This window comes from Pseudoalteromonas sp. (genome assembly GCF_036960685.1).
Classification (GTDB): Bacteria; Pseudomonadota; Gammaproteobacteria; order Enterobacterales; family Alteromonadaceae; genus Pseudoalteromonas.
Map to the genome: position 1 here is coordinate 355037 of NZ_JBALXK010000001.1, position 14357 is coordinate 369393.

The following is a 14357-nucleotide window of genomic DNA, read 5'->3' on the forward strand; positions in this document are numbered from 1 at the left end:
GTCAAAGAAAAAATACGTTATAAATTAAAGCCTAGGTGAGCTTTGAGAAAAAATTACTGGACCAAAGTACAGTTATACTTAAAAAGGATTAGTAAAAAACACCAAATGGCTGGTATAAATTAATTTTTATGCTACTTCATAATTAGATTTGCAGAAATGAACTTCTTTGTCTAAAACTTAATCACTGGTGCTCTCAACGGATCTAAGAGGATGCAATGATTAGAAAAAGTGGCATAAATCAAAACAAAGTTATCGTTACCTTAAGCCTGTTTTTTGCAATAAATGGTGCTACACCTAAAGTGCAAGCGGAGCAAACCTCCCTAATGCCTTTAACCTATGTTGCCGATAAAGCAATTTCTAATAACCCAGAAGTACAACAATCTTGGCATGCGTTTAGAGCTTCTGTTTACGGCATTGACGCCGCGCATTCTGGTTATTTACCTACTGTCGATGCGACTGTCAGCGCAGGCTATGAAAAACGCAATTATGGTATTGAAGATGAGTACAACCGAAATACTGCAGAGCTCACCTTAGGGCAAATGCTTTATGATGGGTTTCAAACTGCAAATACTGTAGAGCGCTTCGAACGGATCCAACTCATACGTTATTTTGAAATGATGTCACAGGCTGAAGACATAGCCCTGCAAGCAAGTATCGCCTACATTGATGTGCACAAATTTACTCGCCTTGTCGAACTGGCGCAAAGAAACCTACAAGAGCACGAAGCGGTATATAAACAAATAGAGCAAAGTGTTGGAGCTGGTGTTGCTAGAGCAGCAGATTTAGAACAAATTAGTGGCCGACTATCTTTAGCACAATCTAATGTAATGACTGAGTATGCAAACTTACATGATGTTAGTGCCCGCTATTTAAGAATCGTAGGCGAACTGCCACAGCAAGGCACGATTGAAGCTAAATTAAGTGAAGACAGTATCCCCATCTCTATAAATCAAGCCCTAGATATTGCCTACAAAAACAGCCATGACTTCTACGCTTCTTTGTATAATATCGCCGCACAAAAAGCGAATGCTGAATCACAAAAGTCAGCTTTCATCCCAATGTTGACTTATCGGCACGCTATGGCAGCCAAGACCGTGATGAACTTGGATTTAATGAAACTCGCACAGAGGCAAGAGTAGGTATTGATGTCAGTTATAACCTCTACAGAGGGGGCCTTGATAGTGCGAATTTAGAACAAGCGTATCAGGAAGTAAACGTTGCAAAATACCAACGAGATCAATCGTGTATAGAAATAAGACAAAGCCTACAGATAGCCTACAACAATGTAAAAGTATTAGAAAGTAAGCTACCCTCCCTTAACCAACATAAGCGCTCATCGGATAAAGTTAAAATTGCCTACAAAGATCAATTTGATATTGGCCAACGCACACTTCTTGACGTACTCGATGCAGAGAACGAATCATTCCAATCAACTCGCGCTTATATTTCTGCACTTTACGAACGCCAAGGTGCCATTCTGACCATGTTAGCCGAAATGGGTAAACTGTTACCGACTCTCAATGTAACGTCAGATAAGTTCCCTAAGGTAAGTGATCTTACTGATGATCCACTTGCCCACAACCCGGAATCTATTTGCCCTAAATACGATGTTGGCGCAACAATTGACCGACAAGCATTTTTGCAAAAAAAACAACTGCAAGATAGCGCATATATGTCAGTAACAGCAATGCCAAGGTACCTAGATACACCAGCATTAAATACATCAAGCAACTTTCAAGATGATGATGGTGATGGCATTGCCAACGAAGATGATGGATGTCCAGCAACACCCGCTTTTACCGATGTAGACGCCACTGGTTGTACAAAATATCAACCTAACACCAGTAATGTAGAAATTGGGATTCCATTTTCAGCCGACTCAAGTGAAGTCCGTCCGCAATACATGCAAGAAGTTCAAAGACTCGCTGACTTCTTAACGCAACCCCCCAATAAAAGAGTAGAAATACAGGGGCATGCATCCTTAGAAGGGCCTGCACTTTATAACCGTAAACTCTCTGAAAGACGTGCTTTTTCAGTCGCACAAATATTAACTCAACAATATGGTGTTAGCCCAAGCAGAGTAAAATCCTTGGGGTACGGAACAGATCAACCAAAAATTCCTGAAATATCTGTACGCGCAAATGCAGCAAATAGACGTATAGAAGCAATTATAACCGAAAGTAATAGCAGCTTAGCCGCAAGCAATGGATTCTAAACGTTTAGCACTAAAACCTAAATTTTAATATTGGTTACTACATGGAAATAGATGACTTAACAAGCCATGGGGGCGTATTAGTAGATTGCCTAGCAATTTTATGCCACTACCATGATCGTGAATTTTCGCGTGAAACCATTTTAAATGGCTTACCACTTGAACAAGGTAACCTCACGCCTTCAGGCTTTTCACGGGCCGCAAAACGAGTTGGATTTAAAACCAAAGTCGTAAATAAACCACTGGCAAAAATCAACACAGCTTTATTGCCGGCCATATTATTACTTAAAGATAACCAAGCTTGTGTTATTACCTCACTCGACTCAGATAGCGAGATGCTAGAAGTTATCTACCCAGAGCTGAGTGACTCAGCAGTAAACTTAAGCATTGAAACACTAAGCCAAAACGCCAGCGATATAATTATTTACGCACGTCCCGAGTTTACCTTTGATGCACGCTCACCTGTACTACAAAAACTGTCTAAAGATGGTTGGTTTTGGGGAGTAATAAAAGAATGTCGCTCACTTTATAAAGACGTCATTATCTCTGCTATTGCCTTAGGGCTATTATCTGTTGCCATGCCATTATTTGTCATGAATGTGTACGACCGCGTCGTACCCAACCAAGCCACTGAGACCTTGTGGGTATTAGCAATTGGCGTTTTAATCGCCCTAACTGCTGACTTTGCTTTGCGCCTAGTGCGAAGCTACTTTGTCGAACTTGCTGCCAGCAGAATTGACGTTAAAGTATCGGCAGTGATCATGGAGCGAGTACTGGGCATGAAATTGAAAAACAGGCCTAATTCAGCGGGCTCTTTTGCTAGTAATATTCAGTCATTTGAAGCCGTTAGAAACTTCTTTAGCTCTATAACCTTAATTGCACTGGTGGATCTTCCGTTTGTACTTTTATACATAACCGTAATAGCCATAATAGGTTTACAACTAAGCTTCCCTATTATTGCCGGCGCACTGCTTTTATTATTTTATGCTCTCGCTGCACACCGAAAGTTAGAAGCCTTATCTGAGCAAACAATGAAAGCAGGCTCCATGCGTAACGCAACCTTAGTTGAAAGCCTCACTAATATTGAAGATGTAAAAAGCTTTCACAGTGAGTGTAAAACTCAAGCCGTGTGGGAAAAATCCACTATTTTTATCGCGCGAGTAAACGCACAAAGTAGATTAATTTCAGGCTCCATAACAACAACAGCCGCGTGGGTGCAACAATCAGTCGGTGTTATCATCATGATCATCGGGGTTCATTTAGTCATAAATGGCGATCTTACCCAAGGTGGATTGATCGCAGCCTACTTATTATCATCACGCGCTATGGGGCCAATTGGCCAGTCTGCGGCTGTACTAGCTCAGTTTCATCATGCCGCTATTGCCATGCATTCTCTCAATGAAATTATGGAACATGAAGTAGAGCGCCCACCTGGTAAACATTGGTTAAGCCATCCAGTTTTAAGAGGTGATATTCAATTTAAGGACGTTCATTTTAAATATTCTGATGAAAGCAATGATGCACTGGCAGGCATTAGTTTTTCAATCAGAGCGGGTGAAAAAGTGGCTATATTAGGACGTAATGGCTCGGGGAAAAGTACCCTCGAAAAACTAATTTTAGGGCTACATGAACCATCAAGCGGCTCAATATCTATTGATAATACCGATATTCATCAAATAGATCCCGCCGAGTTACGCCATAATATTGGTTATGTGCCACAGACCATTTCACTATTTTATGGCACCTTAAAAGATAATGTTACTCTAAGTGCTTGGCATGCCAAGGATGAACAAATCATTTCAGCCTGCGAGCAAAGCCAATTATTTGATTTAATTAACTCCCACCCCGATGGCTTTGATTTACAAGTAGGTGAGCAAGGCCGGTTATTATCAGGAGGACAACGCCAAGCTGTTGGTATCGCAAGAGCACTTATTAACGATCCCCCTATTTTAGTGTTAGATGAACCAACATCTGCATTAGATCACACCAGTGAAAACAAAATTTTAAACAGCTTAAAGCAACACAGCGCCGATAAAACCTTACTTGTAATTACTCACAGAACATCACTGCTAGAACTTGTCGACCGTATTATTGTATTAGACAACGGTAAAATAGCTGCTGATGGCCCTAAAGATAAGGTTATTGCATCATTGAATAACAGACCTGTGGAGCGTGCTTCATGAGCGATAAAAAGCCAAGCATAGAACAACGCTCATTCGAATCAATGGGCCGTGCAATCGAAGCATCAAAAGGCAAAAAACCATCTTTGTTTAACCGCCTATTTAAAAATTGGCTATCTCCCCCCAATAGCCAAGATTGGGTGGTCGATGCGCAATGGGAAAAAATGCAACAGCAGCCCGCCCAGGCAAGGCTATTATTATATTTAATTTGTTTAAGTATGGTTTTATTGATTGTTTGGTCCGCATTTGCCAGTTTAGATGAAGTTGCCCGTGGTGAAGGTCGCGTTATCCCTTCTAATAAATTACAGCTTGTGCAATCTTATGATGGTGGCATGGTCGAGCAAATTAATGTCCGCGAGGGACAAGTTGTCAATGTTGGCGATGTGTTGATCAAAATAGATCCAACCCGATATATATCTAGCTTTCGTGAAAACCAATCTAAAGTGCAATCCCTCAGTGCCAAAGTTGCAAGGTTAAAAGCACTCACCAAAAAACAACCATTAACTTTTGACGACAAACTCACAACAAGCTCTCCTGAAGCGGTGTTACATGAGCAAGCTCTATACATCAGTAATAAAAAAGAGCTCGATCAGCAGGTCGCCATTCATAAACGTCAATTAGAACAACGCCGCCAAGATCATATTGAAGCGCAAGCGGCATTACAGCAACACACCAATGCCCTACGATTAATCTACCGAGAGCTTCAAGTTACTCGACCGCTGTTAAAGTCAGGTGCTGTGTCAGATATCGACATCATCCGCTTAGAACGCCAGGCTATTGACCTAAAAGGTGAAATAAATAGAACCAAAGCCGTCATTAACCGTAGCTTATCTGCCATTAACGAAGCCAAAAACAAAGTAACTGAAGTTGAGCTGGTAATGATCAACCGTTGGAATAATGAACTATCCGAAGCATTACTGCGCCTTGAATCAATTAAAGAAACCGAATCCGGGCTCGCTGACAAAGTAACTCAAACAGAAATTAAGTCACCGGTAAATGGCACGGTACAACGCTTGATGGTTAATACCGTTGGCGGAATATTACAGCCAGGGAGTGAAGTGTTGGAAATAGTCCCTCTTGATGATCAACTAATTGTTGAAGCGAAGATCCTCCCTCAAGACATCGCTTTTTTACGCCCAGGACAAGCGGCGATGATAAAGTTTAGCGCTTATGATTTTGCCATCTACGGTGGCCTAAATGCAGAAGTAATGCAGATCAGTGCCGATACCATAACCGATGAACGCGACAACACTTTTTATCTAGTGCAACTAAAAACCAATAAAAACCAATTTGCCGAAGACCTAACCATTATTCCTGGTATGACCACGCAAGTAGATATTATTACTGGCAAAAAAACAGTTTTAGAATACTTGCTCAAACCTGTTTTACGGGCAACATCCTTAGCCATGACTGAGCGCTAAGGCAGATAATTCAGGAGAAGCAGATGCGATTACATATCTTTATTAGCCCCAGAGAGCTTATTTCTCCTCATTGGAAAAATGCTTACCCTCATTGCGAGGTAAAACACTTAGCACCTAAAAACATCACTGCTGACACTGTTATTTGGATATTAGCAGGCACACCTCAGTGGTTAGAGTTAATAAAGAAGTATAGCCAAAATCGCATTCCAGTTATTGTGATGACTCGTGAATTAACTATTAATGAACTCGGCGCAGCCCTACAAATGGGGGCCAGAGGCTATGTTGAAGCCTTTGCCAGTCAAGTTATTATTGAGCAAGTAGCCGAAACAATTCTAAGTGGCGGTATTTGGTTACCTGGGCAACTGCTCTCTAATTTAGTTGGCGTTCTATCAAAGCAGCCTATAAATTATCAACATGATTGTAATTTGGACTGCTTAACCAAGCGAGAACGACAGGTGGTTGATATTGTTGTTACTGGCGCAACCAATAAACAAGTTGCCAAAAAACTCTATATTACAGAGCGCACCGTGAAAGAACACATGAGCTCAGTGTTTAATAAATTAAAGGTGCGCGACCGCATGCACCTAATGTTAGCGGTCAAAGGTCATTAAAGTTTATACTCGTTTTTTTCTGTCATTCCTTCATCAAGTGGTTGAGACACCACACCATCAAACCCAAGAGTCTGTAGTTTTACTAAATCATCAGGATTATTAACCCCTTCAGCTATCACCTTAATACCAATAGAATGTGCCATTGCACACACCCCTCTTAAAAAGGTTTGGTTATCTTGGCTGCAACAAATATTATGACCATAAATACTATCAACTTTGATCATTTCAAGGCCTAGCTCTTGGAGGTTTTCTAGCTTAGTGAATGCTGGGCCAACACGTTTAAGCGCCACTTTTGCTCCCATACTATTTACTTGACCGCAAAAATCTCTAAATACAGCCAGTTCAGCTACAGCAATGCTTTCTTTGATATCAAAACAAATATGTTTTGCCAAATCAGGAAATGCCAAAAGGTAAGTTAAAATAGCTGCCAGCGCACTATCATCCAACAACGTTTGCTCAGATAGTTCGACCGAAATTAGTTTTAAATCTTCGCGTTCGTCGATTACCTGGACTAAATACTTTATTAACCCCCAATCCAAACGCGCCAGCAGTTTTAACCGCTTAGCCCAATGATGATAATAGCCCCAGCGGTAAAGCTCGCCATTTAATAATAAACTTAGGGTTAATTGATTATGTAACAACTTACCATTAAAGCTATAAACAGGATAAAGCATAACATCCAAGTCATTATCATCTAACGCCTTAACAATTGCCTCATGCCAACTATCGGCGTTATCAAATAACTCATTTTTATTTCTATTATTCGCACACTTAGCTTGGGTGCTTTGTTCACTTGCGGCAACTTGTAATAAGTTATCCACCCGCTTTAATAAGCTAAAACGTGTATCGGCACTTTCTATATAGGTGCAGCTATGAGGAATAGCCAAATCAACATTGCTGTACCCTGCTAATAACTCTTTATGCTGTTGTAAAATACGTTCACTTAAAAATTGTAGGTCATCAATATCAGTAAATAACACGGTAAAGTCAGTATGCGAAATACGCGCGATATGATTCTCTGAAAAGCGGTCTTCATTTTCTTCTAAGAACAATATTAAGGTTTTAGTAAACTCTCTTAAAAAATTGACCATTTCTACACGACCCAGTCGTTCACTTATTTGATCTAAGTTCACGACTGTAAATAAAAATAAAGCACCATGGGCATGATCTTCCGATTGTTTTAACTGCGCTTCTAAAGTCGCTAAAAAATATTCTCTGTTAGCCAAACCTGTTAACTCGTCGTGTTGGCTTTTGAATCTAAACTCTTCTAAGCGCATATTGTCTTCTTTGATTATTCGACTAAAGCGCGTTGATAACTTATTCATTGAACTCACAAGCCGAGCAAACTCATAAGTGTTAGGTACTTTAGACTTTATAAAACGCTTATTCCCTAATGCACTTGCTTGATGCACAACATCATCCAGTGGCCGTAAAATTTTTGCTAAAAAGTAGGTACTTGCAATACATGCCACAATTGCTACAACTAAAAAGCTAAAGAACAACCTTACAGCACTTTGCCATAGTGCTTGTTCGGTATATTGACTATGACTTTCTAAAAAAAGCGTACCAAACTGACTCCAACCATCATTAACCTGAGAAACCCCTGGCGCAACATTAAGGTGATAAATATGATGAAACCAATCGGGCGTTGCAGTATCAAAATCACCAGTAAATTCTCGTTTTACAATCACCTCTCCAGCAGGGTTTTGTAATTCAATACGCTGGTAATGGCCGGTATCAAAAGTTGCCGAAATCAGTAACTCTAAGCTGACTAGATCTTTATCTAACTGGCTCATCATTAAGGCTAAACTGTTCGCGTTATCAACATTTTTTAAATACAGTTGAGACGAAAAGTAGCTTTTTGCCGAGTAAGTACTTATTAACAAGCTACTCATAAACCCTACCAATATCACTATAAGAATGGCAAACCAGAGCTCTTGACGAAGCGTGATACTGCTTTTTTTATTACGCTGAAATAATGAAAATAATACCATTACCAGATAACTCCTTCTTGCTGTGTTTGCTCTAATATCCGGCGCCAACGCGACAATCGCGCGGTAGGATTAGCGACACTTTTGGTTGAATTATTCGCCCATAATCCTTGGCTATTAAAGCTAAATACAGGGCTTAAATCTGTGCGTTTTGCTGCGGGTAACACTTTTGTAATTAAGCTATCGAGAATAAGTGGCTGTGCATTGGCGCTAGCAAAATAACCGAGCACCATGTGTGCTTGGGTCCGATTTGAACGCGGGCCACCAATTTGAGCTTTAACATAAATAAGCCGTAACTTATTATCATCAATGCCCAGTGCTCTGAGGCTAATATATTTGGCAATTGCATAATCTTCGCAATCACCTAAACCTTTGCCTAATGTTTCTAAGGGGGTAGCCCAATAATCTTTTTGCTGCCAAAGCTGAATATCAGTACGGTAACGTAAGTTGCGGGCAAAAAAGTCATTCACAATTAAAATTTTTTGCTGCTCTGTTTTATTTTGTGATTGCACCAGCATGCTCTGCCAGCTACGTGCTACAGCCAGTCTTGTGGGACCAAACTGCTGATTCATTTGCTGAAAAAAAATATTAAATTGGATAGGTAGGCGAGCAGCAAATACTAGGCTATTGATCACCACCAATAGCAATATTGATTGCCAAAGGTAGCATTTATAACCTGTTGGCCAAGCCATAACTCGCTTTAAAAAAGCAAGCATAAGCTTAGCCGTAATAAGTTTAATAAATAATAAAAAAAACCTTGTCGTGCCACAGCTTTAAATCAAAAAGAATAGTTAACTCAAGCATAGCAGTCACAGATAAATATGAGATATTTTGCTTTAATAGTAAGTGACTTTTTTCACTTCGCGGGGTTTGATTTCACCTATGTATAAATCGTGTACACGTTTCATATCAAGTCTAAGTTCCGTTGCGTAGCTGTCGCCAACAGGATAGCTTTTTACCACTTGCGCACCTTTTATCACACCTTGTACTTGGCTTTGTAATTGATCACTTTGTGCCACACTGCCTTGCACCGTAGTGCCTGCGGTAATTTTTTGCCCATACACTTGCTCAGCAAGCTCGCGATAAGCTTCGAGCTTTGATGCCTTTAATGCCATCAACGCTCGTTGCGAGTCGTTATCGCCCGGTTGTGCCCCAATAGGAGCATAGCCAATTGCTTTTAAAACCGGATAGCTATCAGGCTCTACATAGTTATACTCAACATGTTTATCAAAGATGCTGCTACAACCTGCTAAACTAAAACAGACTATCAAAGTACACAAAATTGCTATTCGCATGGCCGTTCTCACGCTTAAAATAATTCGTTAATAACAACACTAATGCATGATTGATGCCATAATGGAGCGATGAATTTGCTTTATTTAACAATTGGTATAGTCCTTGCGTACTAGTGATAATTAACCAATATATTGGCGTGGACCTTGTGATGAAAAAACGATTAACGTGTGTTGTAACAGCAATGACTTTGCTTGCTTTGAGCGTGAGTACGAGCGCTTATGCACAATGGTTTGAATCAACCGGCCATGCCAGTATTAAAAATAATGATATTGCTAAAGCAAAGTCGGTCGCAATAAAAGACGCAATTACGCAAGCACTGGTGTTTTCAGGCGCGCGCGTGACATCAATGCAAACCTTAGTCGACGGGGTGCTCACGCAAGACCAATTAAAAATTAACAGCCATGGTGAAATACAAAAAATAGAAATGATCAGCGAAGATAGACACGGCGATCAATTTGCAATCACCCTACGTTTAGATATTTTCCCCGAGCAAGAGCAGTGTCCTGCCAGCAGCTTTAATAAATTTGTCGCAATTACGCAAACTCAACTTAAACACCGCGAACAAGCAAAAATGGGTCAAATTTTTGACATCAACAAAGCCACCAGCGAAAACCTCTACAATACGTTAAATGAATCGCCAATAAGTACCCGCCCTACTGCTTACTTTAATTTTCCAATTCGTGTTGGTGAGTTTTTTACTCAGCAATATGACTACAGTAATGCCCTACTTGAAGAAATAGCCTCGCGCAGTAATTCACAATACGTATTACTAAGCCAGATTGTAAATATATCTAACAGCGATAAACTTAATAATAGCTATGCTTTTTGGCAAGATGAAACCTATAAACGCGCTTACAATATTGATTTTGTCTTATTTGATGGCACCACCTACGAGCGTTTATGGCAAAAGAGCTACCGTGGACAAGGTATCTGGCCGTTCGAAAAAACAGAATTAATAGATGTATTCAGCGAAAAGTTTTGGGACTCCGATTACGGACAAACCATTGCTGATATAAATCAAGCCCTCAGCTATGATTTACAAGCTGCTATGGCCTGCCTTGAAACCCAAGGAAAAATACTACACATTGAAAACAGTAAACTAATTATAAACTTAGGCAAAGCACACGGCATTGAAAAAGGACAAATATTAAATATTGCCCATCACAATTACCTAACCGATGCCGCCGGTAATAAAATGCCCAACCTCATTACCACGCTCAACCAAGTACAGATTGAGCAGGTCTATCAGCAAAGCGCAGTAGCGGTCAGTGTAGATAAACAACCCTTACCAAATATTCAAATAAACGATGTGGTCGAGCTGGCTAACCTAGCGCTTTAGTCAACTGCTTGTGCAAACTTGGGTGATCACTTAACCAATTAGCTAATAACTCTACACCGGCCAAATGTGGGTAATGCTTGCGAGATGCCAACACAACACTGCGCTGTTGGCTCGGAAAAATCGGTAAATACGCAATACCTGGGCGTTCAATACAAGCCAGTTTTGGTACAAACGTTACGCCATCATCCATAGCCACCAATGCTAATAATGTCTCTAAGCTATTGCCTTGGTATTGGTTTGATACATCAACCCCAGCAGCAAAACAAAATCGCTGCGCTTGATCTTTAAAGCAGTGACCATCGCTGAGCATTAATAAATTACACGCTTTTAGTTCATCTAAGGCTATTTTGCTGCGTTTTGCTAACGGGGTTTGCGCTGACAATGCCACCAAAAAATCTTCTTTATATAAATTAACTGTATGATAAAGCTTAAGTTCAGGCACATCTGCTAGGATTGCAATGTCGAGTTCACCGTTATCAAGCGCGGCCAGAATAGTGCTTGTTTGCATCTCCACAAAGGTAAACTGACTATCTGCAAAGGCCTCTTTCATTGAGGTGAGTAAGGTGGGTAATAAATACGGCGCAATAGTTGGGATAATGCCTACTTTTACTCTACCTTGTAATGGCGCACTCGATGTTGCCGCCAGCTCTTTTAATATTTGGGTTTGCTCTAACACTAACTTAATTTGTGTCAACAAACGTTCACCTTGCCTCGTTAAAGTAACTTGCTTAGTGGAGCGGTCAAATAATGTTACACCCAATTCTTGTTCTAGCTTTTTAACTTGGCCACTCAATGTCGGCTGACTTACATAACAGGCGTCTGCCGCTTTACGAAAATGTTTGTAATGGGCAACCGCTTTTACATATTCAAGATCTTTTAAATTCATAGTAAGCTCAAACTCAATAGGTGATACCTATCATATTAATATAAACAAACGATTGGAGCTATTATAACTTTCACGACATAATGGCTATCAACAAATCAAGAGGAACTAAAAACATGTTAAACAATATTGAAGGTCAAACAATTCCACAAGTTACATTCGCAACTCGCGTAAACGATGAGTGGAAATCAGTTACATCAGACGACATTTTTAAAGGTAAAACTGTTGTTGTATTTTCACTACCAGGTGCATTTACACCAACCTGTTCATCTACACACTTACCACGCTACAACGAGCTAGCGGGTGTACTTAAACAAAATGGTGTTGATGACATCGTATGTGTATCAGTAAACGATACCTTTGTAATGAACGCTTGGGCTCAAAACCAAGAAGCACAAAACATTACTTTACTACCCGATGGTAACGGCGAATTTACTGACGGCATGGGCATGTTAGTAGACAAAAATGACCTAGGTTTTGGCAAACGTAGCTGGCGCTATTCAATGCTGGTTAAAGACGGCGTGATTGACAAAATGTTCATCGAGCCAGACTTACCAGGCGACCCGTTTGAAGTATCAGACGCTGACACCATGCTTGATTACATCAACCCTAAGCAAGTAAAGCCTGAAGCCGTAAGCATCTTTACTAAACCAGGTTGCCCGTTCTGCACTAAAGCCAAAGCGCTTCTTGAAGAAAAAGGCCTTGTATTTGAAGAGATCACTATGGGTGCAGGTGCATCACTAACTAGCCTTAAAGCAATCTCAGGCCGTGAGACCGTACCACAAGTATTTATCGGCGGTAAGCACATTGGTGGCTCTGATGATTTAGAAAAATACTTTGCTTAATTAAGTAATCCTTTAAGCACGTAATTAGGGGCAATTATGCCCCTACTTCTTACCTTTTTGTAAATACCCATTTTATTAACTTATTTTGAAACCAGTTTTTTAATAAAATTGGTATTGAGGACATCACCATGAAAGAACTAAATACAGATGTTGTGGTAATTGGTGCCGGCACAGCAGGCTTAAGCGCATACCGCAACGCAAAACAACACACTAACAACGTACTCATGATTGAAGCTGGCCCATACGGCACTACCTGTGCGCGTGTTGGCTGTATGCCAAGTAAACTACTAATTGCCGCCGCAGAAGCCGCCCACGCAATTGACGTCGCGCCAGCCTTTGGTGTGCACAGCTCAAAACCAACTATAAACGGTGTTGAAGTAATGGCGCGCGTACGTAACGAGCGTGACCGCTTTGCTGGCTTTGTAGTAGAAGCCGTAGACGAGTTACCCGCTGATGACAAAATTGTAGGTTATGCTAAGTTTTTAGATGCCAATCGCGTACAGATTGACGACCATACAATTATTACCGCTAAGCGTTTTGTTATTGCTACTGGCTCACGTCCTGCCTACCCTGGCGTATTTAATAACTTTGGCGACAGATTAATAATTAACGACGATGTATTCGATTGGCAGGACTTGCCAACATCCGTTGCCGTATTTGGCCCCGGTGTTATTGGCCTTGAAATTGGCCAAGCGCTACACCGCTTAGGTGTAAAGGTAAAATTATTTGGTGTAGGTGGCGCGATTGGCCCAATTACCGACCCTGTTATAAAAGACTACGCAAATACCGTATTTGCTGAAGAGTTTTTTGTCGATACCGACTCAAATGTCTCAGATATGCAAAAAGTGGGCGATAAAGCTCAGCTTAGCTATGTTGACAAAAACGGCCAAAAACAAACAGAGCAATTTGATTACGTACTTGCTGCAACGGGCCGCGTACCAAACACCGACAAACTCGGCCTTGAAAACACCGGCATTGAGCTTGATGAACGCGGCGTACCAATCGCGGATAAACACACCATGCAGTGTGGCGATTCAAATATATTTATTGCCGGGGATGCCAGTAACATGATCCCATTGCTACACGAAGCAAGCGATCAAGGCACTATTGCAGGCCAAAACGCAGGGCGTTTTCCTGATGTACGTAACGGCCTGAGACGCACACCAATAGCGGCAGTATTTAGTGATCCGCAAATTGCTATGATTGGTGAAACATATAAACAAATAACCGAGCGTTTTGGTGAATGTGGTTGTTTTGAAATTGGCGAAGTCAGCTTTGAAAACCAAGGCCGCAGCCGGGTAATGCTAAAAAACAAAGGCCACATGCGTTTATACGCAGAGCAAGGTACAGGTTTGTTTTTAGGTGCCGAGTTTATTGGCCCACAAGCTGAGCATATCGCCCACCTACTAGCATGGGCCGTACAAAACAAAATGACCGTACCGCAAATGCTCGATATGCCATTTTATCACCCAGTGATAGAAGAAGGCCTACGTACCGCACTACGCGATTTAAACGCCAAGCTTAAATTTGGCCCAGACATTATTAACCAATGTATGGAATGTGGCCCGGGGAACTAGTT

The 14357-nt window shown here is 40.9% G+C and carries 12 protein-coding genes and 1 pseudogene; 9 read left to right on the forward strand and 4 right to left on the reverse strand.

Features of this window, described 5'->3' with window-relative positions:
- The first annotated feature begins 215 nt into the window (after positions 1-215).
- The 6 genes and pseudogenes from V7783_RS01640 to V7783_RS01665 all read left to right on the forward strand — a co-directional run bounded on the left by V7783_RS01640 (position 216) and on the right by V7783_RS01665 (position 6424).
- On the forward strand, positions 216-1139 hold the full coding sequence (locus tag V7783_RS01640) for a TolC family protein (protein WP_335677245.1): 924 nt from the start codon (positions 216-218) through the stop codon (positions 1137-1139).
- Positions 1034-1438: pseudogene (locus V7783_RS01645) on the forward strand (TolC family protein); the annotation flags it as partial. The gene V7783_RS01640 and the pseudogene V7783_RS01645, both read left to right, overlap by 106 nt.
- A 45-nt stretch (positions 1439-1483) precedes the next feature.
- On the forward strand, positions 1484-2215 hold the full coding sequence (locus V7783_RS01650; RefSeq protein ID WP_335677246.1) for an OmpA family protein: 732 nt from the start codon (positions 1484-1486) through the stop codon (positions 2213-2215).
- 41 nt (positions 2216-2256) lie between these two features.
- Positions 2257-4395, forward strand: a complete 2139-nt coding sequence (locus V7783_RS01655; protein WP_335677247.1) for a type I secretion system permease/ATPase — start codon at positions 2257-2259, stop codon at positions 4393-4395.
- Positions 4392-5813: an HlyD family type I secretion periplasmic adaptor subunit gene (locus V7783_RS01660; RefSeq protein WP_335677248.1), complete on the forward strand. Its 1422-nt coding sequence runs from the start codon at positions 4392-4394 to the stop codon at positions 5811-5813. The genes V7783_RS01655 and V7783_RS01660 overlap by 4 nt, the downstream gene beginning before the upstream one ends.
- A gap of 23 nt (positions 5814-5836) precedes the next feature.
- Positions 5837-6424, forward strand: a complete 588-nt coding sequence (locus tag V7783_RS01665) for a response regulator transcription factor (RefSeq protein ID WP_335677249.1) — start codon at positions 5837-5839, stop codon at positions 6422-6424.
- Here the strand turns inward: V7783_RS01665 and V7783_RS01670 are convergent.
- The 3 genes from V7783_RS01670 to V7783_RS01680 form a co-directional block, all read right to left on the reverse strand.
- The gene (locus tag V7783_RS01670; protein WP_335677250.1) at positions 6421-8319 is read right to left on the reverse strand and encodes a bifunctional diguanylate cyclase/phosphodiesterase; all 1899 of its coding nucleotides are present in this window, start codon (positions 8317-8319) and stop codon (positions 6421-6423) included. The two genes, V7783_RS01665 and V7783_RS01670, sit on opposite strands and share 4 nt — an antisense overlap.
- 98 nt (positions 8320-8417) lie before the next feature.
- On the reverse strand, positions 8418-8987 hold the full coding sequence (locus V7783_RS01675; protein WP_442961335.1) for a transglutaminase-like cysteine peptidase: 570 nt from the start codon (positions 8985-8987) through the stop codon (positions 8418-8420).
- Positions 8988-9251: 264 nt separating this feature from the next.
- Positions 9252-9710: an LPP20 family lipoprotein gene (locus V7783_RS01680; protein ID WP_335677252.1), complete on the reverse strand. Its 459-nt coding sequence runs from the start codon at positions 9708-9710 to the stop codon at positions 9252-9254.
- Positions 9711-9859: 149 nt separating this feature from the next.
- Between V7783_RS01680 and V7783_RS01685 the strand changes: the two genes are divergently transcribed.
- Positions 9860-11050, forward strand: coding sequence for a flagellar assembly protein FlgT (locus tag V7783_RS01685; RefSeq protein WP_335677253.1), 1191 nt, complete (start codon positions 9860-9862; stop codon positions 11048-11050).
- On the opposite strand, the gene V7783_RS01690 is transcribed toward V7783_RS01685, so the two are convergent.
- Complete coding sequence (locus V7783_RS01690; RefSeq protein ID WP_335677254.1) at positions 11034-11936, reverse strand: LysR substrate-binding domain-containing protein; 903 nt, start codon at positions 11934-11936, stop codon at positions 11034-11036. The genes V7783_RS01685 and V7783_RS01690 overlap by 17 nt on opposite strands.
- Before the next feature lie 113 nt (positions 11937-12049).
- Between V7783_RS01690 and V7783_RS01695 the strand changes: the two genes are divergently transcribed.
- Together V7783_RS01695 and V7783_RS01700 are read left to right on the forward strand one after the other, a co-directional pair.
- The gene (locus tag V7783_RS01695; protein ID WP_335677255.1) at positions 12050-12778 is read left to right on the forward strand and encodes a glutathione peroxidase; all 729 of its coding nucleotides are present in this window, start codon (positions 12050-12052) and stop codon (positions 12776-12778) included.
- Positions 12779-12906: 128 nt separating this feature from the next.
- Positions 12907-14355, forward strand: coding sequence for a dihydrolipoyl dehydrogenase (locus V7783_RS01700; protein WP_335677256.1), 1449 nt, complete (start codon positions 12907-12909; stop codon positions 14353-14355).
- Positions 14356-14357: the final 2 nt, after the last annotated feature.

What these genes read in the sequence shown, in the direction of transcription:
- V7783_RS01640 (WP_335677245.1), top strand. Translation starts at nt 216, where the DNA reads ATGATTAGAAAAAGTGGCATAAATCAAAACAAAGTTATCGTTACCTTA.
- V7783_RS01650 (WP_335677246.1), top strand. Translation starts at nt 1,484, where the DNA reads ATGTTAGCCGAAATGGGTAAACTGTTACCGACTCTCAATGTAACGTCA.
- V7783_RS01655 (WP_335677247.1), top strand. Translation starts at nt 2,257, where the DNA reads ATGGAAATAGATGACTTAACAAGCCATGGGGGCGTATTAGTAGATTGC.
- V7783_RS01660 (WP_335677248.1), top strand. Translation starts at nt 4,392, where the DNA reads ATGAGCGATAAAAAGCCAAGCATAGAACAACGCTCATTCGAATCAATG.
- V7783_RS01665 (WP_335677249.1), top strand. Translation starts at nt 5,837, where the DNA reads ATGCGATTACATATCTTTATTAGCCCCAGAGAGCTTATTTCTCCTCAT.
- V7783_RS01670 (WP_335677250.1), bottom strand. Translation starts at nt 8,319, where the DNA reads ATGAGTAGCTTGTTAATAAGTACTTACTCGGCAAAAAGCTACTTTTCG.
- V7783_RS01675 (WP_442961335.1), bottom strand. Translation starts at nt 8,987, where the DNA reads ATGAATCAGCAGTTTGGTCCCACAAGACTGGCTGTAGCACGTAGCTGG.
- V7783_RS01680 (WP_335677252.1), bottom strand. Translation starts at nt 9,710, where the DNA reads ATGCGAATAGCAATTTTGTGTACTTTGATAGTCTGTTTTAGTTTAGCA.
- V7783_RS01685 (WP_335677253.1), top strand. Translation starts at nt 9,860, where the DNA reads ATGAAAAAACGATTAACGTGTGTTGTAACAGCAATGACTTTGCTTGCT.
- V7783_RS01690 (WP_335677254.1), bottom strand. Translation starts at nt 11,936, where the DNA reads ATGAATTTAAAAGATCTTGAATATGTAAAAGCGGTTGCCCATTACAAA.
- V7783_RS01695 (WP_335677255.1), top strand. Translation starts at nt 12,050, where the DNA reads ATGTTAAACAATATTGAAGGTCAAACAATTCCACAAGTTACATTCGCA.
- V7783_RS01700 (WP_335677256.1), top strand. Translation starts at nt 12,907, where the DNA reads ATGAAAGAACTAAATACAGATGTTGTGGTAATTGGTGCCGGCACAGCA.